General features: G+C 37.1%; 26 protein-coding genes and 1 pseudogene. 23 read left to right on the forward strand and 4 right to left on the reverse strand.

Features of this window, described 5'->3' with window-relative positions:
* Positions 1-29 precede the first annotated feature (29 nt).
* From RHP64_RS05125 to RHP64_RS05140, 4 genes are all read left to right on the forward strand, one after another.
* Positions 30-1,283, forward strand: a complete 1,254-nt coding sequence (locus tag RHP64_RS05125) for an IS110 family RNA-guided transposase (RefSeq protein ID WP_102753271.1) — start codon at positions 30-32, stop codon at positions 1,281-1,283.
* Between the two features lie 29 nt (positions 1,284-1,312).
* Positions 1,313-1,564: a transposase gene (locus RHP64_RS05130; RefSeq protein ID WP_102753270.1), complete on the forward strand. Its 252-nt coding sequence runs from the start codon at positions 1,313-1,315 to the stop codon at positions 1,562-1,564.
* 17 nt (positions 1,565-1,581) lie between these two features.
* On the forward strand, positions 1,582-2,460 hold the full coding sequence (locus RHP64_RS05135) for an IS3 family transposase (protein ID WP_257999846.1): 879 nt from the start codon (positions 1,582-1,584) through the stop codon (positions 2,458-2,460).
* A gap of 140 nt (positions 2,461-2,600) precedes the next feature.
* A complete protein-coding gene (locus tag RHP64_RS05140) occupies positions 2,601-3,005 on the forward strand; it encodes a cytidine deaminase (RefSeq protein WP_102753268.1) in 405 nt (134 codons plus the stop codon).
* A 328-nt stretch (positions 3,006-3,333) separates the two neighbouring features.
* On the opposite strand, the gene RHP64_RS05145 is transcribed toward RHP64_RS05140, so the two are convergent.
* Positions 3,334-4,227 carry a LysR family transcriptional regulator gene (locus tag RHP64_RS05145; RefSeq protein WP_102753267.1) on the reverse strand — a complete coding sequence of 298 codons (894 nt, stop codon included), beginning with the start codon at positions 4,225-4,227 and terminating at the stop codon, positions 3,334-3,336.
* Positions 4,228-4,368: 141 nt separating this feature from the next.
* Between RHP64_RS05145 and RHP64_RS05150 the strand changes: the two genes are divergently transcribed.
* The 10 genes and pseudogenes from RHP64_RS05150 to RHP64_RS05195 all read left to right on the forward strand — a co-directional run bounded on the left by RHP64_RS05150 (position 4,369) and on the right by RHP64_RS05195 (position 14,467).
* Positions 4,369-5,997 (forward strand): malolactic enzyme, encoded by a 1,629-nt coding sequence (locus RHP64_RS05150; protein WP_102753266.1) that lies wholly within the window; start codon positions 4,369-4,371, stop codon positions 5,995-5,997.
* 16 nt (positions 5,998-6,013) lie between these two features.
* Positions 6,014-7,276: a 2-hydroxycarboxylate transporter family protein gene (locus tag RHP64_RS05155; RefSeq protein ID WP_059442524.1), complete on the forward strand. Its 1,263-nt coding sequence runs from the start codon at positions 6,014-6,016 to the stop codon at positions 7,274-7,276.
* A 790-nt stretch (positions 7,277-8,066) separates the two neighbouring features.
* A complete protein-coding gene (locus RHP64_RS05160; protein WP_105296026.1) occupies positions 8,067-9,389 on the forward strand; it encodes a Y-family DNA polymerase in 1,323 nt (440 codons plus the stop codon).
* Positions 9,382-9,733, forward strand: a pseudogene (locus tag RHP64_RS05165) (hypothetical protein). The gene RHP64_RS05160 and the pseudogene RHP64_RS05165 overlap by 8 nt, the downstream one beginning before the upstream one ends.
* Positions 9,730-9,984 (forward strand): hypothetical protein, encoded by a 255-nt coding sequence (locus RHP64_RS05170; RefSeq protein ID WP_011679840.1) that lies wholly within the window; start codon positions 9,730-9,732, stop codon positions 9,982-9,984. The pseudogene RHP64_RS05165 and the gene RHP64_RS05170 overlap by 4 nt, the downstream one beginning before the upstream one ends.
* 16 nt (positions 9,985-10,000) lie before the next feature.
* Positions 10,001-10,321: a MazG nucleotide pyrophosphohydrolase domain-containing protein gene (locus tag RHP64_RS05175; RefSeq protein WP_050892445.1), complete on the forward strand. Its 321-nt coding sequence runs from the start codon at positions 10,001-10,003 to the stop codon at positions 10,319-10,321.
* 365 nt (positions 10,322-10,686) lie between these two features.
* The gene (locus RHP64_RS05180) at positions 10,687-10,863 is read left to right on the forward strand and encodes a helix-turn-helix domain-containing protein (RefSeq protein ID WP_420537897.1); all 177 of its coding nucleotides are present in this window, start codon (positions 10,687-10,689) and stop codon (positions 10,861-10,863) included.
* 229 nt (positions 10,864-11,092) lie between these two features.
* On the forward strand, positions 11,093-11,716 hold the full coding sequence (locus RHP64_RS05185; RefSeq protein ID WP_105296027.1) for a response regulator transcription factor: 624 nt from the start codon (positions 11,093-11,095) through the stop codon (positions 11,714-11,716).
* A 52-nt stretch (positions 11,717-11,768) separates the two neighbouring features.
* A complete protein-coding gene (locus RHP64_RS05190; RefSeq protein WP_050892443.1) occupies positions 11,769-13,100 on the forward strand; it encodes a sensor histidine kinase in 1,332 nt (443 codons plus the stop codon).
* A 329-nt stretch (positions 13,101-13,429) separates the two neighbouring features.
* A complete protein-coding gene (locus RHP64_RS05195; RefSeq protein ID WP_462784960.1) occupies positions 13,430-14,467 on the forward strand; it encodes a DDE-type integrase/transposase/recombinase in 1,038 nt (345 codons plus the stop codon).
* Positions 14,468-14,720: 253 nt separating this feature from the next.
* Here the strand turns inward: RHP64_RS05195 and RHP64_RS05200 are convergent, their stop codons facing one another.
* Positions 14,721-15,659 (reverse strand): sugar-binding transcriptional regulator, encoded by a 939-nt coding sequence (locus RHP64_RS05200; protein ID WP_105296028.1) that lies wholly within the window; start codon positions 15,657-15,659, stop codon positions 14,721-14,723.
* A 263-nt stretch (positions 15,660-15,922) separates the two neighbouring features.
* Between RHP64_RS05200 and RHP64_RS05205 the strand changes: the two genes are divergently transcribed.
* The 9 genes from RHP64_RS05205 (at position 15,923) to RHP64_RS05245 (ending at position 24,905) form a co-directional block, all read left to right on the forward strand.
* Positions 15,923-17,074 carry an NAD(P)-dependent malic enzyme gene (locus RHP64_RS05205; RefSeq protein WP_050892383.1) on the forward strand — a complete coding sequence of 384 codons (1,152 nt, stop codon included), beginning with the start codon at positions 15,923-15,925 and terminating at the stop codon, positions 17,072-17,074.
* A 9-nt stretch (positions 17,075-17,083) separates the two neighbouring features.
* Positions 17,084-18,145, forward strand: coding sequence for a [citrate (pro-3S)-lyase] ligase (gene citC, locus RHP64_RS05210; protein ID WP_105296211.1), 1,062 nt, complete (start codon positions 17,084-17,086; stop codon positions 18,143-18,145).
* Complete coding sequence (gene citD, locus RHP64_RS05215) at positions 18,135-18,428, forward strand: citrate lyase acyl carrier protein (RefSeq protein ID WP_050892382.1); 294 nt, start codon at positions 18,135-18,137, stop codon at positions 18,426-18,428. The genes citC and citD overlap by 11 nt, the downstream gene beginning before the upstream one ends.
* Positions 18,428-19,336: a citrate (pro-3S)-lyase subunit beta gene (gene citE / locus RHP64_RS05220; protein ID WP_050892381.1), complete on the forward strand. Its 909-nt coding sequence runs from the start codon at positions 18,428-18,430 to the stop codon at positions 19,334-19,336. Before citD ends, citE begins: the two co-directional genes overlap by 1 nt.
* Positions 19,326-20,864 (forward strand): citrate lyase subunit alpha, encoded by a 1,539-nt coding sequence (gene citF / locus RHP64_RS05225; RefSeq protein ID WP_105296029.1) that lies wholly within the window; start codon positions 19,326-19,328, stop codon positions 20,862-20,864. The genes citE and citF overlap by 11 nt, the downstream gene beginning before the upstream one ends.
* A 79-nt stretch (positions 20,865-20,943) precedes the next feature.
* Positions 20,944-22,347: a triphosphoribosyl-dephospho-CoA synthase CitG gene (citG, locus tag RHP64_RS05230; RefSeq protein ID WP_050892379.1), complete on the forward strand. Its 1,404-nt coding sequence runs from the start codon at positions 20,944-20,946 to the stop codon at positions 22,345-22,347.
* Positions 22,344-23,141, forward strand: coding sequence for an alpha/beta fold hydrolase (locus RHP64_RS05235; protein WP_105296030.1), 798 nt, complete (start codon positions 22,344-22,346; stop codon positions 23,139-23,141). The genes citG and RHP64_RS05235 overlap by 4 nt, the downstream gene beginning before the upstream one ends.
* Before the next feature lie 82 nt (positions 23,142-23,223).
* On the forward strand, positions 23,224-24,549 hold the full coding sequence (locus RHP64_RS05240; protein WP_105296031.1) for a 2-hydroxycarboxylate transporter family protein: 1,326 nt from the start codon (positions 23,224-23,226) through the stop codon (positions 24,547-24,549).
* Positions 24,550-24,749: 200 nt separating this feature from the next.
* The gene (locus RHP64_RS05245; RefSeq protein ID WP_462784961.1) at positions 24,750-24,905 is read left to right on the forward strand and encodes a transposase; all 156 of its coding nucleotides are present in this window, start codon (positions 24,750-24,752) and stop codon (positions 24,903-24,905) included.
* Between the two features lie 262 nt (positions 24,906-25,167).
* Here RHP64_RS05245 and RHP64_RS05250 read toward each other — a convergent pair whose 3' ends face one another.
* The gene (locus tag RHP64_RS05250) at positions 25,168-25,974 is read right to left on the reverse strand and encodes an IS3 family transposase (RefSeq protein ID WP_061399638.1); all 807 of its coding nucleotides are present in this window, start codon (positions 25,972-25,974) and stop codon (positions 25,168-25,170) included.
* 45 nt (positions 25,975-26,019) lie between these two features.
* Positions 26,020-26,262, reverse strand: coding sequence for a transposase (locus RHP64_RS05255; RefSeq protein WP_004912700.1), 243 nt, complete (start codon positions 26,260-26,262; stop codon positions 26,020-26,022).
* Positions 26,263-26,344: the final 82 nt, after the last annotated feature.

Here is a 26,344-nt window from a genome sequence, read left to right on the forward strand (position 1 = left end):
TTTCAAATATTTTTTAAGGAGTTGCTATTATGCACTATGTTATTGGTATTGATGTCTCTAAAGCTACTAGTCAAGTTGCGGTGGCGGTTGATGGTAAGGTAACTCAACATTTCAAGATAACCCATGATGTCCTGGGATTCAATCAACTCAATACAATTATCATGCAATTTAATGAATTTCCTGATATTGTTTTTGAGGCGACCGGTATTTATTCGCGACGATTGAAATCATTTTTGGATTGGCATAATTATCCCTATACTTATCTCAATCCTTTAGCAGCAAAAAAACAGTTGGATCAGCTTCGCCCGAATAAAAATGATTTGAATGATGCTAAAAACTTGGCTGAGACCCAATTCATTTTAGCTCGTGCTAAAAGTTATGTTCAAAATCCAATTTATATTGAGTTACAAGATATGAGCCGCTTTTATCAACAAATTAATCATGATATTGTCAGTACAAAAAATAGATTACATCGCATTTTACAACTGACCTTTCCTGAAATCGAAGGACTCTTTTCTGCCACTGATAGTCCACATTATTGGGAACTCTTAACAATAGTGCCACATGCAATAATTACAAGACGTTCGAGGCAAGCATTCATGGACACGATTCAAGGTGGGATTAGTTGGCATATCGGTCACCAGAGATTATGTAAATTAGTCGATCAATTAATGAGTATGGGTCAGATATCAGCGCCTGCAGTTGCTGCCAATTCTTATAATGTTGCACAGGTTATATACTATGCCAAGCGTTTGATTGAGTTGCATGGTACCAAGAGTGACATCCTGACTGCTATGGTAGATAAGGCTAAGGATTTACCGGAATACAGCATTTATCAAAGCATTCCAGGGTTTTCTGATAAAACAGTTGTGTCGCTGATAGCTGAATTGGGCGATTTACATCGTTTCCGTACTGCAAATAAGCTAAACGCTTTTGTTGGGATTGATTTGAGATTCAATGACTCAGGTGATTACAAAAGCACAGGTTTTATCACCAAAAGGGGAAATAGCACCGCACGCAAAGTTCTATTTAGAGCAATATCAAATATAGCAAGTACCGCATCTTATGGGCATCCCAGTCATATTAATGATTGGTATCAAAAGAAAAAGCAATCTTCATTGTCTAAGGGAACAAAGAAAATTGCCATTGGTGCCATGTCGCGATTACTGAGAACCATGCATTATCTAGTCATTAATCATCAACTGTATGATTACAAAGCTGTATCAAAGCATGGATGTAAGCTGATTCCTGAGACAACTTTTAAGAGAGCGTATAATGAATAAATCATCTCTCAAAAGGAAGGAATTTTTACATGCCAACTCGTTACGACAAAGAATTCAAACAAAACATCATCAACCTATATAAACAAGGCGAATCAGCCGCCCAACTGGCCAGAGAATATGGCATTGGCTATTCAACCGTTCATAAGTGGATCCAGGGCCAAGCCAAAACTCAATCCGGTAAATCGCCAGACGTAATTAAAGCGATGGAAAAGCGGCTGGCTTCCCTGTCTGAGGAGAACGAAATCCTAAAAAAAGCCCTGGGCTTCCTTGCGCAGAAGTAACCAATATTTTTGATTATATTCACCAAGAAAGTCATAACCACCAGGTAACTAAGATGTGCCGAATCCTCGGTGTTTCCAGAGCTCACTATTATCGTTATCGATCCCCAAAGCCTTCAAAACGCCGGGCCGAAGATGAGGACTTAAAACAACGGATTCTGCGGATCTTTGCGGAATTCAAGCAGCGATACGGCGTTATGAAGATCCACCATGAATTGAATCTGGAACTTCAACCACTGCAGCGTCGGTGCAGCCCAAGACGGATTTCCCGGCTCATGAAGGAACTGGATATCCACTCCGTTACCGTCAATAAATGGAAAGCGGCTTCGGCTTCCAAAACCAAGGTTGAACAGCGTCCCAACTTGCTTAAGCAGGATTTCTCGACCACTGGTTTAAATCAAAAATGGACCGCTGATATGACCTATATTCAAACGAAGCGTAATGGCTGGTGTTACTTATCAACCATCATGGATCTGCACTCAAGACGAATTATCGGCTATTCATTCTCAAAAAAGATGGATACTGATTTAGTCTTAAAGACCCTGGAAAGCGCGGTTAAAAATCGAACCATTACTGGGGACCTGATTATCCACACAGACTTAGGATCACAGTACACCAGCGATGATTACAACCAACGGTTAACAGAACTACATATCCGCCACTCTTACAGCCGTAAGGGGTGTCCATACGATAATGCACCAATGGAATCTTTTCATGCTTCCCTCAAAAAGGAATGTGTTTATCCAGTGCCGGTCTTTAAGAATTATGAAACTGCCGCTGCTGTCCTTTTTGAATATGTGCATGCTTTCTACAATAGGAAGAGAATTCATAGTTCACTGGGCTACCAGACCCCCTTACAAGTTGAAATCGCAACACTTACGAGCCAAATGGCCGCCTGATTTAATGCTTTCCATGGTTCAAATAAGTTATTAATCACGATTAATGATTTATTTGAGCTGTGGAAGGTAAACGCGGTTCTGAATGTCTCTTAAAACCTGTCTCAAATATTGACTTCAATCCAACAGGAGATTAAGTTACTATGCAAACAAAAACAGGTAAGTTGTTTGATACTGTAAGCAAGACAATAGATAAACATTATCCCAAAGGTTGGGGTGGAGCGGCTGGTGTGTTATTAGAAAACGGCGATATTTTAACTAGTATTTCGCCTGAATTCCCAAATGCAGCATCAAGTGTTTGTATGGAGCTAGGTAGTTATATTCAAGCAGCTACTTTAGGCCAGAAAATTACACATACCCTTTGTTTGGTAAGAGAAAATGAACATGATAGTTTAAAGGTTCTTACCCCTTGTGGTATTTGTCAAGAAAGATTAAATTTCTGGGGAAATACCACACAATGTGGCATCGGGATTTTAAAAAATGGTGAAGTCCAATATATGCCGCTTGCTGATTTACAACCTTTTCATTGGAGTAGGGTTTATCAATAACGCATTGGAATATAAATCAATTGAATATTTTAAAGTGAAGTGATGCCACTGTATAGGGGCATCACTTTTTTGTAAATTTATATTAGATGGCCTGAATTAACGAATTTGTTTTCAGTATCTATCATGTATATAAATAATTAATTCTTGGAATTTACCATTAACCTAATTTCAGAAGAAAAAAGTCAAATATCTTGAAATACTGAACTTTAATTTTATGAGCTAAATAGAAATAGTGCATTTTTTTATTATGAGAGCACACATCTGTCCGTAATTTAAGTACGCTTACTTGGCACTGTTCTGGTTGACGCCGTTCGCGAGCATATCAGAATTAGTTAAGTGAATATTTGGAAAGAATAGTAAGTAGCATCCTTTCTTCCGAGGTCAGTAGATGATTTTTTCTAAACGCTATGCTACCAACAAATTTAGGTTGATGATCATCCTTTATTGATAATGTAATTATGTCTGGCATTGTTGGTTTAACGATATCAGCTAACAAAGCAATACCAAGATTTTCCGAAATCATATTCATTAAAAAATTAATATCGGACGTTTTCATAAAAAATTTTGGTCTGATATTACCTGTACTAGCAAAATAGGCCATAGCTCGATTATGAATAAAACTAGAATCGAGACCAACAAAGTGTTCGGATTTTAAATCAGAAAAAGATAAACTCTCCTTCTTAGAAAGTGGGTTTTTACTAGAGACGTATATTTTAAAATTGGCTTGAACGAAAGGTTCCTGCAATAACTCATTAGTAACGTCACTATCCAATGAGCCTAACAATGCAATGTCAACATCGCCATCTATTAGTGATTTTTTTAATACATTAGATCCAGCTTCAAAAATGTGCATATTTTGGATATTAAATTGCTTATCAAATTCTTTACTAGCCACTGCAATTTTAGCAAAATAGGCACTCTTTAGCATTGGTGGCAAACCAATTGTTGTACTATGTGATTTTAAGTGATTCAGTTCATGCATGGCAGTTTCTATTTCCGTCGTAATCGAATGGGTGTGTCTATATAATTGTTCACCTGCTGGGGTGAATTTTAGTGCATTTTGTGAGTTTCCTCTTATAACTAACTTACTTTGGAAGTGAGATTCTAAGCGCTTTAAAGCAGTGCTAATAGATGGCTGGCTAACATTAAATGTTTGGGCGACTTTGGTAAAACTTTTTTTTGTATATAATTCATTAAAGTATTTGAAATCTTCTGTTTTCATTAGAAACCCCTTTATATCAATGACAATCATGATGTATATAAAATAAATTTATAGTAACCAGCTAGTTTGACTATAAAACAATTGACCATGTATAGTCAAATATGTTGTTAATTAAAATACAAAATTTTTGGAGGAAATAACATGACTACAACAGGGTATAGCATTTTGCGTAATCCATTTTTAAATAAGGGAACGGCATTTTCTGCAGCTGAGCGTGAGCAATTGGGCTTAACTGGCACATTACCAAGTCAAGTACAAACGATTGAAGAACAAACAGAACAAGCTTACAAACAATTTCAGGCGAAAAGTCCTTTACTTGAGAAAAGAATATTTCTTATGAATTTGTTTAATGAAAACGTGACATTGTTCTATCACTTGATGGATCAACATGTTTCCGAATTCATGCCAATTGTTTATGATCCTATTGTCGCAGAGTCTATTGAACAATATAATGAAATTTACACTAATCCTCAAAATGCAGCATTTTTGTCAATCGATCATCCAGAAAATATTGAAAGTACATTGAAAAATGTCGCTGACGGTAGAGATATAAAGCTAGTTGTTGTGACTGATGCTGAAGGTATATTAGGCATGGGAGATTGGGGTGTCAATGGTGTTGATATTGCGGTTGGTAAATTGATGGTTTACACAGCAGCTGCTGGAATAGATCCAGCAACAGTATTACCAGTAAGTATTGATGCAGGTACGAACAATGAAACGTTATTGGAAAATCCTTTGTATTTAGGAAACAAACATGAGCGTATTGCTGGTGAAAAATATCTTGAATTCATAGATATGTTTGTGACTGCTGAACAAAAATTGTTCCCAGAATCATTATTGCATTGGGAAGATTTTGGACGTTCAAATGCACAAGTAATTTTGGATAAATATAAAGACAGCATTGCCACATTTAACGATGATATTCAAGGCACCGGAATGATTGTTTTGGCAGGAATATTCGGTGCTCTAAACATATCGAAAGAAAAACTAGTTGATCAAATATTCCTAACATTCGGTGCTGGGACGGCTGGCATGGGAATTGTTAATCAGATTTTTTCAGAATTAAAACAAGCTGGGCTATCCGATGCCGAGGCTCGTAGTCATTTCTATCTTGTGGATAAGCAAGGATTATTATTTGATGACACTGAAGATTTAACTGAAGCGCAAAAGCCGTTCACACGTTCAAGAAAAGAATTTGTTAACTCTGAACAACTAGACAATTTGGAAGCAGTGGTCAATGAGATACGTCCCACAGTTTTGATTGGTACGTCAACACAGCCAGGCACATTTACGGAAGCAATTGTAAAATCGATGGCACAAAATACAGAACGCCCAATTATTTTTCCTTTGTCAAATCCAACAAAACTAGCTGAAGCAACTGCAGAAAACTTAATTAAATGGACTGATGGAAAAGCTTTGATAGCAACTGGTATTCCTGCAGCGAATGTTACCTACAAAGGAGTGACATATAAAATAGGACAGGGCAATAACGCGTTGATTTATCCTGGTTTAGGCTTTGGTCTTGTTGCCTCAACTGCTAAGCTGTTAACACAAGAAACAATCTCAGCTGCTATTCATGCATTGGGTGGTCTAGTGGATGCTGATGAACCAGGAGCAGCAGTACTGCCACCAGTTTCAAATCTTACTGAGTTTTCACAAAAGATTGCTGAAATTACAGCACAAAGTGTTCTAAAGCAGGGACTTAATCGTGAAAAAATTGCCGATCCAAAGCAAGCCGTACAAGATGCTAAATGGTCTGCGGAGTACTAATTAGGACTTAAATAATATGACAAAAATAAAAATCAGTGGTGTCAGCTTGCCGTTGTATATTTTGATGCTGGTCATACTTGGTGTCACAATTTCACTCAACAAGCTGCCACTTAATATGCTTGGTTTAACCTTGTTATTGGTTCTACTTGGTCATCTATTCTACTACATTGGCAATATTTTACCAGTTTTCAAATCATATCTTGGTGGTGGATCCGTTTTCACCATTTTCGCTTCAGCTGCTCTAGCAACAAGTGGCATCATACCTTCAAACGTTGTGAATGCTACTAAGACATTTTTAAATAACCAAGGATTACTAGACTTTTATATCGCCGCCTTAATCGTTGGTGCGATTCTAGGAATGAATCGTAACTTATTGCTTAAAGCGGCTGTCAGATTTATCCCAGTATCATTAGCAGCCATGGTTATAGGATTCTTTGCTGTTGGTCTCGTTGGTATGTTACTGGGACTTGGATTCGGGCATTCCGTAATGTTTGTTTCTATGCCAATGATGGCAGGTGGTATAGGTGCTGGAGCGGTGCCACTTTCGCACATTTATGCTCAAGGTTTAGGTGTCAGTTCCGCCTCAATGTTTTCTCAACTAATACCTGCCGTTACCTTAGGGAATGTTCTTGCCGTTATTGGTGCAGCATTAATTGCAAAAGTTGGAGCAAACACAAAATACGATGGCCATGGTGTTTTATTACCAATCAATGAGGACGAGAAAAGTAAACCAATAAAGAATCTAGACGTTACTCGTATCGGAGTTGGCATGATGCTAGCATTTTCGTTCTTCTTGGTTGGCACAATTTTAAATAGTTTTGTTCCAAAAATTCACGCCTATGCTTTTATTATTATCTTAGTTATTATCGCTAAGGCATTTAATTTGATTCCGGATCAGCTTGAAGAGTCAGTAGTCATGTTTAACAAAATTATAATGGGTAACTTGACACACGCAGTATTGGCTGGCATAGGTTTGGCGTTAATTGACTTGAATGTATTGGAACAATCATTGACTTGGAAATTTGTTCTTCTCACGCTTACGAGTGTCGTTGTAATGGGTGTTGCGAGTGCCGTGATTGGAAAGCTATTTGGGCTTTATCCTGTTGAGTCTGCGATTGCTGCAGGAATGGCGGACAATAGTATGGGCGGCACAGGTAATGTGGCGGTATTATCCGCTTCAAATCGAATGGATATGATTGCTTTCGCTCAAATGGGAAATCGAATGGGGGGCGCAATCGTTCTAATTTTGGGAGGAGTATTAATTCATTTTTTGCACTGAAATACCATAATTAAAAATCATATATAAAATAGCCTCTTCAGCAAGAGGCTATACTCTGAATCGTAATGAAAATTACGATTTTTTTATATATTTAATGTTGTGTTCGAAGGATTAAATCAACATTTAGATATCTAAGAACAAAAAAATTGGTAGCTTCTTTAAAGAGTTAGACGACACTATTGGACTTCGTTATTTTATGTTAGATTTGCTCAAAGAACAGAAAAAGGTTTCAAAGCGGTTAAAAATAAGGTTGCCAAAAAAACTTTCACAAAGTCTTTGGAAGCCTTATTTTAATACCTGTTTTTTAAAATTTCACAAGTGTTTGAGTTTTAGACCAATTGCTATTTTAGGGTGTGTTATATTAGTTAAAGCAATCAAGTTAAGACGGTGGCTATCCTGAATGGAGGTGGCGCTTATGGTGTAAACACTATAAACACACATTCTAGGAAAGGAGAGGCCTTGTGTCCATATCGGACGCGCTACTGGTCATGTTTGCCTTTGGTGGATTCATCATAAGCTTCTGACTTTTGTAGTTTTGTTAATCGAAAAAATTAGCAAAAAAAAATAACCGTCTTATCTTTGGCTGATAACGGTTATTTTTCAAGTAACTAAGATTTAGTCACCGTCGAAACGGGATTGCTAGGAGTCGTAGTTAGCGCTACGGCTCTTTTCTATGTCTTCATTATAGCATAGCTTTTGATTTTGTCACAAATTTAATGTTTTGTTCGCTTGCTTAATCGAACATTTGTTCGTACAATGGATTATACACATTTGTTTTTGGAGGTTGCTGATGGAAAACGCAATCACAACTGAATATGATTATAGCAAAGAAAACCGTGGCGTGTTCTTCCTAATTGATTCAAAAAGTTTCTACGCCAGTGTTGAAAATGTTGAGCGGGGCTTTAATCCATTAAAAAGTGATTTAGTCGTGATGTCTGAACAAGCAAACACTAATGGTGGTTTAATCCTTGCGGCCTCACCAACAGCTAAGAAGGACTTAGGCATTAGTAATGTGATGCGCCAGCGTGATTTACCTGATGTGCATGGCTTGTTTATCGCACACCCTAGGATGAATAATTATATTGCTGAAAACCTAAAAATCAATAATATTTATCGTCAATATACCGATGATATTAACTTGCTGCCGTACTCGATTGATGAGTCTATTTTAGACGTAACCCACTCTTGGCGGTTGTTTGGTAAAACTCCTGAGGAAGTAGCTTTTAAAATTCAAAAGCAAGTTAGAGCGGAAACGGGTGTCTATTTAACAGTTGGCATTGGTGACACGCCTGTGCTCGCAAAAATAGCCTTAGACATTGAAGCAAAACACAATAAAAACCTGACGGGTATTTGGCACTATGAGGATGTGCCGACAAAATTGTGGCCAATTACGAAACTGGATGATGTCTGGAGTATTGGTTCCCGCACAGCACATAAACTTGCAGTGATGGGCATCCACACAATGTACGACTTAGCACATCAGGACCTTTATCTATTTAGAGCAAAGATGGGATTAGTTGGTGAGCAATTGTTTGCCTTATCTTGGGGCATTGATCGTACAGATATGACAGAGGTGGTCGTTCCTAAAAGCAAATCATACAGTAATTCCCAGGTATTGCCGCGGGATTATAAACGAAAAGAAGAGATTGAAATTGTTGTCCGTGAAATGGCGGATCAAGTGGCTACCAGGATTAGAGCGCACAAGAAACAAACTTGTTTGGTTAGTCTTTTCATCGGTTATTCCTTTGCCGAAAGCGAACGTCAAGGGTCTCACGGTTTTAGAAAACAACAAAGGATTGATCCCACTAATGACACACGAAAACTAATGGCTATTATGGTCGATTTGTTTGAAAAGCATTGGCAGGGTGAAGTGATTCGTAATATTGGGATTGATTATGGCGGCTTAATTGAGGACACTGGGGTACAGCTTGACCTATTCGAGCAACCAGAAAAGTCAATTAAATCTAATAAAATTGATCAAGTTGTCGATGAAATTCGCAAACGGTTTGGCACAACAGCCCTGATGCGGGCCATGTCGAAAGAAAAAGGTGGTACGGCGATTAACCGTGCCAGTCTTGTTGGTGGTCATAACGGAGGTAACAGCTATGAGTGATGCAGAATTTAGTAAGATGATTAACAATTACTTTCAAAACGACTATCGCGAGCGTGGCAAGGTGAAGTGGAATGGCTATTTCCTGTCGGACCATACCTCAGCCTTAAAGCGTGAAGCACAAGCCAAAAATGCAGTACCTGTTAAATTACCAATGATGTCCTTAACGGCTTGATGCCTCAGCGAATTATGAATTTGTGACTGTACAACAAAATATTGAGGACACGGACGGTCACTTAGTACCTAACCTAACAGGTTTGGTCAATGGTTTTTCTGACTTGGGTGTATATGTGCAAGAGACCTATATTGCCTTTGAAAATATTAGAGCGGTGGTGAAAGAAGAATGAATCAAATTGATGCTATCATTGTAGATATTAAAAAGATGTTTGCTAAACAACCTAACACAATCTATGAGGTGAGGGTGGTTGATCAAATATACTCAAAGAAGGTTAACATTTTCTTTGAATACTATAAAATTGGCAAAGCAACACACTCACAACAAATAGCTCGCTTAGATAGTGAGTACAGAGAACAGATACCTGAAATCATCGCTAAAATACGCAAAGAAACGGGCTTAACAGTTAACACTAATATTTAAACAAACGCAGTTACAAATGATAATTGATGAACATAGACAATGGCTAACAAATTTTTATAAACAACGTGAACGGTATCAGTATTCACCCTTTATCCGACTCAATTTTTTGATGGAAGAAGTTGGTGAGCTGGCACAAACAGTGCGAGCCATTGAACTGGGGCGTGATCATCCCGGTGAAACATCACAAACACCTACGGAGCTTGATGAGCCTCTCAAAGAAGAATTAGCCGATGTTTTAGACCAGGTTTTGATTTTGAGTGAGAAATATCAGTTAGATGTCGACGAACTAATTGTTCAAAGCGAAACAAAATTAAAAAAGCGCTTTCATGAAGACTAAGAATTCATGCTATAATGATAAACGTAAATGATACCAGTGGCATTTACAACGCGCTTAACCATTGGATACCGAATGTTATAGTTTGGTAAAAACCTTGATTATCAAGGTTTTTTATTTTTCTATAAATTGTGATAACGCTGCCTGTATATCGACACTGCTAATGCAAGTGACAGAATGAGAATAATTAGCACCAGCATCGCTAAGACACTTTTGATGCAAAAGAATAGCTAGACTTATCAAAATAATAAGTGTGCTCTTATGCTAGATTTACGGACAGATTTTCTTCTGCCCTGTAAACTAATAGCATAGGAGCATTTTTTAATATGATTCGATACAAAAAAGAATTTAAGCAGTCTCTTGTTGAGATGCACAATCAAGGCCGTTCATATACTGATCTATCCGCTGAATACGGACCTTCGGTCGACTCAATCCGTAACTGGGTCAAGTTGTACGCGAATCAGAACACTCACTCCCTTTGTAGCTGGCATGAGTGGGATGCATTATGGAAAATTTGCCCGTTACAATTTGATAGGAGGAGTTAGTTGGATCATATTGATGACACTTTCAGGATATATGTTTGGGTCAATTCCATTTGTAAAATCACATTTTGAGTTGATAACTATAGCGATTGTTTTTCTATCTCTAGTGCCCATGTGTTTTTCAGCTATCTATAATAAGCAAAAATAATGAGAAACTAATGTTTTATTATTTTAACTGCTATAATGTGTTTAATGACACAAGAATATTGGATTTTTTTAGAGGTACATAAAAATGAGCAAAACAATATTGCTAGTAGAAGATGAAGAAAGTTTACAATTTTATTTAAAGAGTGAACTATCTTTTGAAAACTATGTAGTGATACAGTGTTTTAACGGAAAAAATGCACTTGATCTTCTTGAGGCACAGACCTATGATTTAGTAATTTTGGATTGGATGTTGCCAGAGCGAAGTGGTATCGACATACTCAGGCGATTACGTCGGCAAGGGTCTAACGTACCGGTTATTATCATGACAGCGCGTAGTGAGGTGGATGATAAGGTAATGGGTCTTGATAGTGGGGCTAATGATTACATTACCAAACCATTCGAAATTGAGGAGCTTTTGGCAAGAATTCGAGTGTTATTACGTGTTGCAGGTACAAACCAAAAAGATGAATATAACTATTATGATTTAATTATGAATACAAAAACACACCGTGTGACTCTGTTGAACCAACCCATCTTATTAACACACAGAGAATTTGATTTGTTAAATTATTTATTGAGAAATAAAGATGTTGTTGTTTCCAGAGATGAAATTTTAGACAATGTTTGGGGCGTTGATTTTTCTGGGCAATACAATACAGTGGATGTTAACATTAGGCATCTAAGACAAAAGCTTTATTTGCCTGATTGAAGCTATATACAAACCGAACGTTCACTTGGATATGTTCTAAGGGTTAGATTTGATGGATAAAGATACAAAACGCAGCACAGCTATCCGTATGATGACTGTTGCATATATTCGATTATTTGTGTTCATTTTTATTCTGATTACTTTTGTTGTTGTAACCACTGTTAGCTACAAATTGGTTAAGTCTCGAGTTAGTGATGCAGATAGAATTATAGCAAGTTTAAATAAATCTGATATTGACTCTGGATTTGATTGGTCTCACTGGAAGAAAAATAGCACAATCGATACCAATAACACGTTTGTAGTTGTTAAAAGAGATGGGAATTCATTTTATTCGGCTGGCACAAAAGCATTTTTATCTAAAGCAAAGCATGAAACTGTCGTTTTTGGGATTTCCAAAGTTGAAGACGGAAGCTTCTACTTCTACAGGACAAAAAAATATCGTCATATACAATATGCAGTTTATTTGGGCTTGAATGAAGTGTTTAACACCACCAAAACATTATTAGTTAGCTTGTTGTTAATACTGGCAATAATATTTGCTGGTTCTCTCTGGTTTATTATTAAGTTAGCTAGAAAATTGAGTATGCCACTTCATAATTTATCTCTAGCAGTGGAAAACTTAAATATTCAGAATGATATTGATTCACAAGTGCCAAATGTAAACGAACCGGCCGAAGTATATATTTTAAGTGAAACTTTGAAAACTTGGTTGACAAATTTGCAAAAGCAAAATAATCGTGAGAAGGAATTTTTCGTCAATGCTTCTCATGAATTAAAAACACCACTAGCTGGGTTTCAAGGAAATCTTGATCTAATAACACGTCGAGGAAAACTGCATCCTGAGATAGTGCAACCAGCACTTAATGCACTTAATAAAGAGTCTAAACGCATGCAACGATTAGTTAATTATTTATTAGAAATTGCGCGCAACGAAAATGGAATTACCGAAAAGAAGACAACATTTTCAGCCCAAAACATTGTTAATAAGGTTACTTGTGATTTCCAAGAAGACTCTAAAGCAAAAGTACAAATTCGAGTAAAAAAAGACTTTAATATATTTGGTAGTTACGATGAATTACAACAAGTACTAAGAATCATTTTAGACAACGCAAAAAAATATTCAGGTAATGCTTCTGAGATATTAATTGTTATTGAGGATGGCAATATAGCCATAATTGACCAAGGACAAGGTATTTCTGAAGAGGACAAGCCACACGTATTTGATCGATTTTATCGTGGGAACAAAACACGTAGTAATGTTCAGGGAAACGGGCTTGGATTGTCTTTGGCTTTACAATTTGCCAACAAAAATAATGCCTCATTGTCTGTATCAGATAATATTCCTAAAGGAACGATTATCACGGTTAGTTTTACAGCGAAATAATTTGAAAAAATAGTTTAATCAGATTTTAATCGGCGATCAAGATGATGTGTTGAAAGACACTTCACTTCTTGGTTGCTATTTTTTTCTGACAAATTACCATTTTATTGTCATCGTTATTGAATTCACTGGCCATTAAACTTGTCATACAATTATAACTAAAGAAAGTCAAAGTTATATTTGCTAATTTTTTATGTGTTCTACATGACCAACGTAATTGTTGCATTTCGTGCTTTGAATAATCTTAATACTTTTTTCTAAATTATGTTAAAGGGCAGGGAAGTTTCATGAATTTAAAACCGGTTTTATCAAATAGAGTTTTTGGAGGTTGTATGCTGATTGGATTTACGCTGATCATGACTTATATCAGTTTTAATCCAATCAACCGTGTCGATGCATTTTTTCAAACGTATGTCGAGCAACTAAACATATATCACTTAAAACAAGTGATGATTTTGATTACCCAACTAGCAAATCCAGTTGTGGTTATCATGTTGGTTCTATTGATAGCGTGTGTAATGTGGTTAAAAGGCCATAAATTAGATGCAGGTTGGGTTATATTAACATTGTTTGTGAGTGACGCTGCTGCTTACGTTATTAAGCATGTTGTTGGGAGAGTTAGGCCAGTTGGTCAAATGATTTTTGATACGGGATTTTCATTTCCCAGTATTCACACAATCTCAGCGGTAATAGTCGTTTTGATTATCATTTCTCTAGTAAAACATCATAAAAAGTCAGTTTGGATTGTGGGATTGCCGCTCGTTAACCAATTTTTAGCACAAGGCTACGCGCTTGTGCGTATTTTAAGTGCACTTAAAATCAAACCTAGTACCTATTACAACTGGCGCCATTGGCAGCCCAGTCGACAAGAAAAGCGTAGAGAATCCCTGAAACCTTATATTTTAGACGTTTGGAAAACCTTTAAATTTTATGGTTATCGTCGTATTGCTGCTTATAGTCAACAAACCGACGGGCCGAAAGTATCTGAGTATATGACACTCAAATTGATGCGTGAATTAGGGATTAAATCCCGCATGCAAAAACGTTATCGCAAGCCAAAAACTGTGGTGACTGTTGATCAAAAGCCCAATTTGATTAGACACTTGCATGATTTGAGCGGTGTTTGGCAAACAGATATCACTTATATTCAGTTGACTAATCACAGATGGGTCTATTTAGCGACCGTTTTGGATCCTGAGAAGAGAAAAGTATTGGGCTATAAAATTGGCGATACAATGACAGCCGAGCTAGCCACAAGTGCCTTACAGATGGCTTTAGATAAGCATCGAAAGCCATTAATTATTCATTCAGATATGGGGTCACATACACGAGTGCTGAATTTAATATTAAATGTCAAAATTATGGCTTGAAACATTCATATTCACTCAAAGGACATCCATACGATAATGGCCGTATGGAAGCATTTCATTCAATATTGAAACGTGAAGAGGTGTATTTGAAGGCATACGAAACATTAACGCAAGTCCAAAAAAAAGCGCCAGTTAATCCAAGACATTGTTCAATCTACTTAGCTATAACAAATAAAAACGCATTGCCATCGAAATGTAACACTGGCGCGAAGATTGGATCATGATTCGTAGCAATTTAGTTTGCAACTTGGATTTAGGATATTTCATTTAAAATTTTATACGCCATACCTTCTGTCATGATGACGTCGGTAATTAATTTGCCTTTGATTGCACCAATAACTGGCTTGTATTTTGATTTTCCCCTCACCAAGCAAATTCTTTTTGGGACCTTCAATATTTGGTCAATGCGAAGACCCAACACTTTATCGGCTTCAAGATTTAAAAAACGACCATTAATATCGTAAGGGCGACCATAAATCAAGCCAGCAATTTCTTGAGTATTAACAGTAGAAAAAATTGCATTCAAATTTTGCTTCCAAATTGGAATAGAATCAAGCGATAATATTGTGCCAACACCGGTAATCAACGCATCCATATTATCGGCGACCGCAATGGTATTTTGTAAAGAAGGCTCTGAGTACAAACCATTTCGAACACTGTCGTTTAAAATGTACAACGGTGCTGGTAAGGTTAAAAATTCACCAGAAACTTTTTTTGCGGCTCTTTCCACCATTCTCATTGAGCCGGCGGTTGAATTATACTTCATGTTTTCTCCCAAAAACTGTGTGAATTTAACACGCTCAAGCGGTCTGTTTTTTAAACTATCAATCATGGTGTAGATGGTTTCGCCCCATGTTAAACCAACAATTTTATTATTACCTTGTAGAACCTCATCAACGTAGGTAGCGGCAAAATTAGCAAGGTGCTCGGATGTTGTTATATTGTTAATGTCATCTTGAACCACATAAAAATTGATGTCTTTGAACTTGTCGCGCAAAATATGCTCAATCTGCGGATTACGATTAGAATTTTCAGTGATTTCGATCTTAACAATTCCAACTTTAACCGCTTCATTGAGGTATTTATTAACTAAATAACGACTAATATTGTATTTTTTTGAAATATCACCGAACGGCAATTTGTTTAAATAATAATCCTCAGCAATTTGGGAAAGTATTGTTCTATCGAGCATGACGAATGCCTCCATTTGTTATCTTTACAAATTGTACAAATAATTTATGAAAATATCAAATTATTTCAAAAAAAATAAATGATTTTAAAAATATTAATTTAAAAAAACTAAAACTTTTTTAAATATTTAAAAATAAAAAATCTAAACAAAATTTATTTCAAATATTTTAAAAAAACAGTTGACTTTTTAGAATGACAACCATAGAATGAGTTTGTTATCAGTTACGTGTTTTGTAATAACTGAAAAAGAAAAAGGAGTTATTTATGGTAAATATGGATGAAGTGCTTTCAATTCATCAAGCACATACAGGTGTACTCGATATTGAATCTTGTTTTGATATCACCACACCAACTGATTTAAGTGAAGCATACACACCAGGCGTTGCTGGACTAGCGAAACTCATTGCTAAAGATACGTCAAAAAAACGCGATTACACAATGAGTGGAAAACTAATTCCAGTTATTACAGATGGATCTGCTGTTCTTGGTTTAGGCAATATTGGGCCAGCAGCTGGCTTGCCAATTGTTGAAGGTAAAGCATTAATCTACAAAAATTTTGCAAATGTTGATGCTTTACCCATGGCGTTGAATCAAATGAGTGTTGATCAATTTGTTGATACAGTTAAAGCTATTGCACCATCTTTTGCTGGTATTCATTTGGAAGACATTTCGGCACCTAAGGTGTTCGAAATTGAACGACGTTTGAGCAATGAACTTGACATACCGGTTTATCACGATGATCAGACAGGAACAGCAATTGTTGTATTAGCGGGTATTATGAATGCAGCAAAAGTTGTTGGTAAAAATGTTCATGATTTGAAAATTGTTGTTAACGGTATTGGTGCTGCAGGTGTGGCAACAACAAAAATTTTGATTGCGGCTGGTATTTCTAATATTACATTGGTAGATATTAACGGCGTTATTAATTTGGGAGACGCAAATTCAAACAGTTACCAGCAAGAGCTTGTACGTGAGGTTACTCAAGTAGATGGCAAAACATTAGACGATGTTATTGCAAATCAAGATGTATTTATTGGTTTGTCAGATGCCAATGTTTTGAGCGGAAAACAAGTAGCTCGGATGAACGAGAATCCTATCATTTTTGCATTAGCAAATCCTGTACCAGAAATTTCACCGGATGATGCTAAAAAAGCTGGTGCAGCAGTTATTGCTACTGGTTCGTCACAATGGCCAAACCAAGTCAATAATGTACTTGTATTTCCTGGTTTGTTTAAAGGCTTGCTAGAGAGTGGCATTAAACACGTGGACATGGCACTTCAACTTAATGTTGCACATGCTTTGGCAAATATGATTAGTGAGCCAGATGCCACCCACATTGTACCAGCTGTCTTTGATGATGACGTTGTGAACTCGGTAGAAACAGCAGTAGTTGATTATGCTAAACAGCACGCTTAAAACGATATGATGTCAAATGAAATTACAACAATAGATTTAAAGGATAAGTCAGTGCGACGTGATTGGCAAAATTTTTTAATGGCTTGTGGCATCAAAAATTTTGATGATAGTGAGTTAAATCCTTTAGATATCACAATCGCGGTGTATGAAAACGAGGAAATTATTGGGACTGGTTCAATTGCTGGAGATGTGATTAAGTACGTTGCAGTGCAAGAAACAACAATGTCGGGTCACAGTACACTCTTTAATCAACTCATGACAAAACTAGAAAACTTTATGGCCGTTGAGGGACGTTTTCATCAATTTGTTTTCACCAAACCAATTTACCAAAAAAGTTTTGAATACATTGGCTTCAAAACGTTGGCTGAGTGTAAACAAGGAATTTTGCTGGAAAAAGGATTACCAGATATTAAGGAATACTTGTCAACAATTCCCCGTCCCAAAACACCTATTGATAAGGTAGCCAGTGTTGTTATAAATGCTAATCCATTTACAAACGGTCATCGTTTCCTAATTGAAGAGGCATCCCGAAATAATGAACTGGTCTATGTGTTTGTATTAAATCAAGAAGCTTCGTTATTTCATACCGATGAGCGTATTGCGCTCGTCAAGGCAGGTGTTCAAGACTTATCCAATGTCATTGTGGTTAATGGTGGTGCTTATATCATTAGTTATCTGACTTTTCCTGCGTATTTTCTAAAACATAACGACTCTGCCATTGATTATCAAACAACAATAGATGTCAGATTGTTTAAATACAAAATTGCTTCAGCTTTAGGCATAACTAGTCGGTATGTTGGCAGTGAACCGTTATCACACACCACTAACTTGTACAATCAAAAGTTAATTTCTGAATTAAATCCGCAAATTGAAGTTCATGTTATTCAGAGAAAACTAGCGGCGGGTGATCTGGGTGTTATATCGGCACGCACCGTCCGTGAAGCAATTGATAAAGGAGATGAAGCAGTATGGCAAAAAATGGTGCCTGAAACGACACAGCATTTTATTTCAAATAACTTACTAGAATTGCAACAACGTATTAGAAAGGGACAAAAGATTAATGGAAATTAAAAAAACAGCCATTGCGGGAACATTAGAATCTTCCGATGTTCAAATCATGTTAAGCAAAGGGACAGTTGGAGTGGAGTTTGATTTGGTTTCTGATGTGGCAAAACAATTTGCCGATGATATTAAATCAACAATTAAAGAAACATTGGGATTGTATGGCATAGAAAATGCTGTGGTGAAAGTTGTTGATAAAGGGGCATTGGACATGGTTATCAAGGCACGTACCCTTACGGCGATTCAAAGAGCTTTAGATGCTGTTGATCAACCAAATTGGGAGGTTTTGTAATGAATAACGAACGATTACGTCGCACAATGATGTTTGTTCCTGGTAATAACCCAGCTATGGTTAAGGATGCAGGAATTTTTGGAGCTGACTCTATCATGTTTGATTTGGAAGATGCAGTTTCTTTGGCTGAGAAAGATTCAGCACGTTATCTGGTTTATGAAGCGCTTCAAACAGTAGACTATGGTTCTTCAGAACTAGTCGTGCGTATCAATGGACTAGATACACCGTTTTATAAAAATGATATTAAAGCAATGGTGAAAGCTGGTATTGACGTTATTAGATTGCCTAAAGTTGAAACGGCAGCGATGATGCATGAATTGGAAAGTCTAATCACCGACGCGGAAAAAGAGTTTGGTCGTCCAGTTGGCACAACACATATGATGGCAGCCATTGAATCGGCGCTTGGTGTCGTTAATGCGGTTGAAATTGCTAATGCTTCTGACCGTATGATTGGTATCGCTTTATCTGCCGAAGACTATACAACTGATATGAAAACACATCGTTATCCTGATGGCCAAGAACTCTTGTATGCACGTAATGTTATCTTACATGCCGCACGTGCCGCCGGTATCGCAGCATTTGACACTGTGTTTACCAATTTGAATGATGAAGAAGGATTTTATCGAGAAACTCAGTTAATTCATCAATTGGGATTTGACGGTAAATCATTGATTAACCCCCGTCAAATTGAGATGGTAAATAAAGTTTATGCGCCAACAGAGAAAGAAATTAACAACGCGCAAAATGTTATTGCTGCTATTGAAGAAGCCAAACAAAAGGGTTCTGGTGTTATATCAATGAACGGGCAGATGGTTGATAGACCAGTTGTCTTGCGTGCACAACGTGTGATGAAACTAGCTAACGCCAATCACTTAGTAGATTCGGAGGGAAATTACATTGAAAAATAAAGTAAATATCGACGTTCCTGATGCTATTTTGGAACAATTAGATGATAGTGTGTTTGAAAGCACAAATTATGGCAATCCTGAGATTCAAAGAGTTGGTCCTAAGGTGCGAGCAACTACTGGAGAAAGTAAAGTTCAAAGTTCAATTGATGATGTCTTGTCAAATACTTTAAAAGATGGCATGACAATTTCATTTCATCATCACTTTCGAGAAGGTGACTTTGTCTTTAACAAAGTCATGAGAAAAATTATTGACATGGGCTATCAAAATCTTACGTTAGCGCCTTCTTCTTTAACAAATGTTATGAATGATATTGTGATTGAAGCAATTAAAAAGGGTGTTGTCACTAATATCACTTCTTCTGGTATGCGTGGCACACTTGGTGATGCGGTATCACATGGTATTCTCAAAAATCCAGTTATCTTCCGTTCTCACGGCGCACGTGCACGTGCAATTGAATCTGGTGAAATCAAAATTGATGTTGCATTTCTAGGTGTACCTAATTCAGACGAAATGGGTAATGCTAACGGTATGAATGGTGACGCTGCTTTTGGATCACTAGGATATGCACTAATTGATGCGCAGTATGCGGATAAACTAGTTTTGATTACAGATACGATTATGCCTTACCCCAACACACCCGCTTCAATTAAGCAGACTCAGGTTGACTATGTCGTTAAGGTAGATAAAGTAGGTGATCCCGACAAAATTGGATCAGGTGCGACAAGATTTACAAAAGATCCAAAGGAATTAAAGATAGCAAAAACGGTTAATGACGTTATTGTTAATTCTAAGTATTTCAAGAATGATTTCTCATTTCAAACAGGATCAGGTGGTGCTGCACTTGCTGTAACTAGATTCTTGAGAGAGGCAATGGTGGCCCAAAACATCATGGCTTCATTTGCATTGGGCGGTATCACTAAGCCTACTGTTGATCTTTTAAATGAAGGCCTAGTTAATCGTGTAATGGACGTACAAGACTTTGATAAGGGTGCCGCAAGCTCTATGAAGCTAAGTCCTAATCAGCAAGAAATTGATGCTTCTTGGTATGCCGATCCTGCTAACAAAGGGGCAATGGTTGATAAATTAGATGTTGCTATTTTGTCGGCCTTAGAAGTTGATACTAACTTTAATGTCAATGTCATGTCAGGTTCTGATGGCGTTATCCGAGGTGCAATTGGTGGACATCAAGACGCTGCAACTGCAAAATTGACTATTATTTCTGTACCCTTAGTTCGAGGCAGAATTGCGACGATTGTTCCTAAAGTTAATACTGTTATCACCCCCGGAGATTCAATTGATGTTGTGGTCACAGAGGTTGGTATTGCGATTAATCCTAAAAGAACGGATTTGGTAGAACAGCTAAAGCAAGTGCCAGGATTGCCAATTTACAGTATTGAAGAGTTGCAACAAAAGGCTGAAAAAATTGTTGGCCAACCAGCACCCCTCAAATTTACAGATCGTGTAGTAGCTGTGGCAGAATATCGTGATGGTTCAGTCATTGATATTATCAAAGAAGTCGCAGATTAAGTGATAGCGTATTTTAATGGCGAAAAGCGAATCATATTTGATTCGCGTACATAGCAAATAAAAGCAGAAGGAAAAACGAATGGACTATTTTGAAGGTGGAGAGCGCCTTAACTTAATGCAAGTTCTTGATAATAGAGAATGGCGCGAGAAATACCAAAAACAGTTAATGGCAAGTTTCCCAACAGCTGTCATCACTAGTGTCAAGCTTAACTTGCCGGGACCTATCAAAACCTCACCAAAATTACAGTCAGTATTCCAAATTATAATTAATGACTTGAACCCAGTTTTCAAAGATCTTCAAATTATTAAAGAGGCATCATTTGTAGATCAAATCACTGGTCCTGAAATATTTTTTGTCACGAGCGGTTGTTTGAAACTAGTAAAGCAAATCATGATTACTTTTGAGGAAAGCCACCTACTGGGACGTTTGCTGGATTTAGATGTCATGTGTCAAAACGCTGATAAGCAATTATCTCGCGAAGAACTGGGATTTGCCCCAAGAAAGTGTTTGTTGTGTGGAAAAGATGCCAAAACTTGCATAAAAGAAGGTAATCATTCTCTTGCAGAGGGATACAGTCAGATTAATAAGATGCTTCATAATTTTGAAAAATCAAAAATGATTGTGCCACAAATGACTCAAAGTCAAGTTGTTAATGCAGCACTTACTGGCATGCTTTATGAAGTATCGTTAGCCCCGAAACCGGGTCTTGTAGATCCAAGCAGTAATGGCGCGCACAAAGATATGACGGTTTTTACATTCATAGATAGCTCATTGGCATTACAACCTTATTTAAATGAAGCCTATCGTATTGGTAATCAATTTAAAGGGACAGATTTACCTAGGATGTTTTCATTATTAAGGAATGCTGGCATAAGGGCTGAAAAGGATATGTTTGCAGCGACGAATGGTGTCAATACCCATAAAGGTGCTGTATTCTCGTTAGGAATTATGGTAACGGCAGTTGCGTATGCAACGCAGAAAGGTATTACTAACTTACTGACGATTCAAAAAGTAATTAGTGACATGACTCAAGATCTCGTAAAAAACGATTTAGGTAAAAACAACTTACGCCATAGCCAAAATCAACAAACAGCAGGAGAACGTCAATTCATTAAATATAAAATTCCGGGTGTTCGTGGTGAGGCTGAAAAAGGCTTTCCAATCGTGATGAATCTTGCGTTGCCATTTCTCTGTGAGCAACAGGGTAACTTAAATCAACGACTATTAAACACGTTGATGAAGATTGCGGGTAATATTGATGATACTAATCTAATCAAAAGGGCCGGTAATGCTACGATTTCAAAAGACATGCAGCACTGGTCAGTGACGTTTTTCCAAATTGGTGGTAGTTACACACCAGAGGGGCTAAAGTTTCTCAATGATTTAGATCAAATGTTTATTAAACGAAACCTTAGCATGGGCGGTGCGGCAGATAACTTAATTTTAACCATATTCTTAGCAAGATTGGTGGGATCTTTATGAGTATGAGCTACATTGTGACAAACGATCACGTCAGACTCGCTTACAGTGATGTTGGAGATGGGCCAACCATGATATTTTTACCGGGCTACTCTGATATCAAAGAGACGTGGTATTTTCAATCTAAATACTTTTCCGAAAATGGGTACCGTATTATTTGTTTGGACTGGAGAAGCCATGGGTGTTCAGCGCATACAGCCAAAAATATGAAAATCATGCGTTTAGCTGCCGATTTGCACGAACTGATTACAACCTTAAAGTTAGAAAATGTCATTTTGATTGGTCATTCAATGGGTGCTAGTGTGATTTGGGCGTATGTGACAATATTTGGACAAACGAATGTTAGCAAAATAATTATAGTCGACGAATCACCAAAACTAATTAATGATGTCGGTTGGCAAGCAGGCATCAAAAACCTTAATTGGGATAATTTTATTGAATTGGCACCGTTAATTTTGCAGCAACCATTGACTGAACAGCAGATGCCAGCAACACTGAAAAATGTTCGTAATAGATTTAAAACAGATCATCCATTTGATGCTGATTTGGGATACGGACTACTATTAGATCATATGAAACAGGATTGGCGGAAAACCGTTATTAACATAACAGTTCCTCAATTATTTGTTGTCGGTGATAAATCACCATTATGGGCAGGTGATTATAGTAAATATTGTGAAAAAAAAAACAATATAAAATTTTTTAAAACTTTAATTAAAAATACAGGGCACTTTCCGCAAATCGAAGACGCAGAGCGCTTTAACAGTGAAATAAATTTTTTTCTTAAAAATACTTAAATGATTAAAAGTATACTGTCTATTTTTTTAAAAAATTTTAAACATTATATGTGAATAAAATAACAAACGAAAGAAGTTAATCATGATAAACGAAAAAGAAACAAGCGGCAATAAGTCAAAGCTCAAAAGTGCTTTAGGTGCTGTGGACAAAATTAAAATTAGTGGGATTGGATTGGTTGCTTATATTGTAATGGCTATTCTTTTGATTGTAGCTATTAGTACTCATAAGTTACCCAATACAATGATTGGGGCCATTCTAGCTTTGGTTATTATGGGACATGTATTCTATTATATTGGGGCTCATTTACCAATTTTTAGATCTTATTTGGGTGGTGGTTCAGTCTTTACAATATTAGTGATGGCTGTGTTGGTTTATCTCAACATAGTTCCTAGTTACACTGTAAAAACAGCATCAGGATTTATCAACGGCATGGACTTTCTTGGTCTGTACATTGTTTCCCTTATAGGATCATCAATTTTTAAAATGAATCGTAAAATGTTACTCAGTGCAGCTGTACGATTTTTACCAGTAGCATTTTTGTCAATGGCAGTTACTTTCTTCGGAGTGGGCTTAGTTGGTATGTTGATTGGTGTTGGATTTAGTCACGCAGTATTGTATACTAGTTTACCTATTATGGCCGGCGGAGTTGGCGCTGGTATTGTACCGCTTTCAGGTATTTATGCTCACGCCTTTGGTAGCTCTGCCTCAGTTGTTTTATCAAAATTATTCCCCGCCGTTATTTTTGGTAATTTGCTGGCTATTATTAGTGCCGGCCTTGTTTCTAAACTGTTCTTACACAGCAAGTCAAATGGGCACGGCGTGTTACTGAAGACTGAAAATGCTGATGCGCAAGTCGTAGCAGATCCCAAACCAGACTACACTCAAATAGGTGTTGGCTTGATCATATCCGTTTCTTTCTTTGTATTTGGCACACTCTTAAGTGCACTATTTCCATCAATCAATGCATACGCTTTCATCATTTTGTCAATTGTGTTAACAAAAGCTTTGGGCTTGTTGCCTGAGTATTATGAACAGTCTGTGATTATGTCCGGACAGGTGATTACTAAGAACATGACACATGCCTTGTTGGCAGGAGTGGGAATGTCGTTAGTTAATATCAAACTTCTATTGAGTGCATTATCATGGCAGTTTGTGGTACTTTGCTTAACGAGTATTATTGTGATTTCATTGGCAAGTTATTTCCTCGGTAAATTGTTTGGCTTATATCCAGTCGAGTCGGTCATTACTGCTGGTTTAGCTAATAATAGTATGGGCGGTACTGGCAATGTGGCTGTTTTGGCTGCTTCTGATAGGTTGAATTTGATTGCTTTTGCTCAAATGGGAAACCGTATTGGTGGGGCATTAGTTCTGGTTATAGCTGGCATACTTGTGTCGTTTATGCATTAAAAGTTTTGACGGTTGCAAAGGAATATTAAGAAAAGCACAGCGTCGTCAATTAATCCGATAGGTCTTAAAACAGATGGTTATTCTGCTTTGAGACCTATTGTTTTTTATATTTAATTAAGAAATTGAAGCTAATTGCTCTTATACTAAAAAAATGGACTATTTTTATTCAGTCCGTAAAATGAAAGTATAGGAGTATTTTTATGTCAATTCGTTATTCACAAGATTTTAAAGATTCACTGGTTAAACTTCACCAAGAAGGCCGTTCACTTAAGTCATTAGCAGAGGAATTTGGACCTTCAAAAGATTCTATTGCTATTTGGGTCAAGCAAGCTACCCCAATCATGATTCAGGGTTAGTCAAAGACGTTAAAGGATGTCAAGCAATTAGAAAAGCGTCTCGCTATTTTGGACGAAGAAAACGAAATTTTATCACGCATAGCCTGACAGGCATTGAACGGCCATCTTACTAGCCAAAAAATAGTCCGTAATGTGAGATTGCCGCTAGTTAACCAATTTTTAGCACAAGGCTACGCGCTTGTGCGTATTTTAAGTGCACTTAAAATCAAACCTAGTACCTATGCTCAGAAGTCAATAAATTGGACTATTTTTATTCAGTTAATTAGGCGACATTTGAGATACGATTGCGATTATAAAAATTGATATACCAACCAATGGCTGCTTGGACTTCAGTTAATGTTTGGTATGCCTTCAAATAAACCTCTTCACGCTTCAATATTGAATGAAACGCTTCCATACGGCCATTATCGTATGGATGGCCTTTGAGTGAATAAGAATGTTTCAAGCCATAATTTTGGCATTTAATATTAAACTCAGCACTCGTGTATTGTGATCCCATATCTGAATGAATAATGAGTGGCTTTCGATGCTTATCTAACGCCATCTGTAAGGCACTTGTGGCTAGCTCGGCTGTCATTGTATCGCCAATTTTATAGCCCAATACTTTTCTCTTCTCAGGATCCAAAACGGTCGCTAAATAGACCCATCTGTGATTAGTCAACTGAATATAAGTGATATCTGTTTGCCAAACACCACTCAAATCATGCAAGTGTCTAATCAGATTGGGCTTTTGATCAACCGTCACCACAGTTTTTGGCTTGCGATAACGTTTTTGCATGCGTGATCTAATCCCTAATTCACGCATTAATTTGAGTGTCATATATTCAGATATTTTTGGACAGTCATTGTTTAGGTGACTATAAGCAGCAATACGACGATAGCCATAAAATTTAAAGGTTTTCCAAACGTCTAAAATATAAGGTTTTAGGGATTCTCTACGCTTTTCTTGTCGACTGGGCTGCCAATGGCGCCAATTGTAATAGGTACTAGATTTGATTTTAAGTGCACTTAAAATACGCACAAGCGCGTAGCCTTGTGCTAAAAATTGATTAACTAGCGGCAATCCCACATTACGGACTATTTTTTGGCTAGTAAGATGGCCGCTCAATGCCTGTCAGGCTATGCGTGATAAAATTTCGTTTTCTTCCTCCAAAATAGCGAGGCGCTTCTCTAGTTGCTTGACGTCTTTTAAAGTCTTTGACTGACCCTTGATCATGATTGGGGTAGCTTGTTTAACCCAAATAGCAATAGAATCTTTTGATGGTCCAAATTCTTCTGCTAATGATTTGAGTGAACGGCCTTCTTGGTGAAGTTTAACCAATGAATCTTTGAAATCTTGTGAATAACGAATTGACATAAAAATACTCCTATACTTTCATTTTACGGACTGAATAAAAATAGTCCATTTTTTTAGTATAAGAGCAAAATAAAGTAGTCGG

It is taken from the genome of Leuconostoc sp. XM4, from assembly GCF_055698815.1.